The sequence below is a fragment of the Desulfobotulus pelophilus genome, assembly GCF_026155325.1.
Classification (GTDB): domain Bacteria; phylum Desulfobacterota; class Desulfobacteria; order Desulfobacterales; family ASO4-4; genus Desulfobotulus; species Desulfobotulus pelophilus.
Window position 1 is genome coordinate 1 of sequence record NZ_JAPFPW010000068.1, and the last position, 995, is coordinate 995.

The window sequence follows — 995 nt, forward strand, 5'->3', positions numbered from 1 at the left end:
GCGTTCTCAAAGGAGCCTTTATTTTCCTTGCAGACCTTGTTCGTGAACTGTCAGTTCCTTGTTCCATTGACTTCATAGGCGCTTCCAGCTACGGCAAAGAAAAAATGAGTTCCGGCCATGTCCGCATAACAAAAGATGTGGATCTTGATCTGGAAGGTACACACGTCATTTTAGTGGAAGACATTGTGGATACAGGCCTGACCCTGACACACCTTGCCAAACATCTCCAGAATCGTGGCGCAGCCTCTGTAAAAATCTGCACCCTGCTGGATAAACATGAGCGGCGGGAAAATATTGTCTCTCTGGATTATGTCTGTCACAGTATTCAGGAAGGCTTTATTGTAGGATACGGCATTGACTATGCAGAACAGTACCGTCACCTGCCAGCCATCTATCATATCAAATCCTAAGGAGAGGACCGCTGTATGATCATCACGTGCGAGGCTTGCACCGCCCGATTCCAACTTGACGATCATTATATTCAGCCCACGGGCACCCGGGTACGATGCGCAAAGTGTCGGCACGTATTTACAGCCTTTCGGGAACCCGAGCCCCTGCCTTTCTCATCAGAGCCGGAGGATGATTTTCTGAATATCGAAGATATCCAGAGAACAGACACCATCCCCCCATTAACGGATGCTAATTCCCTCCACACCGACTCCGAAGAATCTCTCCCGGACCTTGCTCCTCTGTCTGTTCCAGATGCATCCGACACGCAGATTATTTCCTTACCCAACAGCATGAAGCCCCAGAAAAAGACTTCTGAATATAAACACGCTCCCGCGCCAGTACCAGATTCCTCTTCCCAGGAAAATCTGGACCCGAATTTTGATTTTGATACCAAAACCCAAACATCCTCTGAAAAGATTGATGAATTCGAGTTCGATCTTGACCTGGAGCCTGCAGCACAAAATGAAATCCCAGACATGGATGAGCTTAAGCTCGACTTTGATCTGGAACCTGCCGGTCAAAAAGAAACCCAAGACCTGGATGAG

General features: G+C 48.1%; 2 protein-coding genes. Both read left to right on the forward strand.

Annotated features, from left to right (window positions below):
• On the forward strand, nt 1–410 hold a 410-nt coding region (gene hpt, locus OOT00_RS16030), incomplete at its 5' end, for a hypoxanthine phosphoribosyltransferase (protein ID WP_265426429.1).
• 15 nt (nt 411–425) lie between these two features.
• Nucleotides 426–995: zinc-ribbon domain-containing protein (locus tag OOT00_RS16035; RefSeq protein ID WP_265426430.1), on the forward strand; the 570-nt coding region annotated here is incomplete at its 3' end.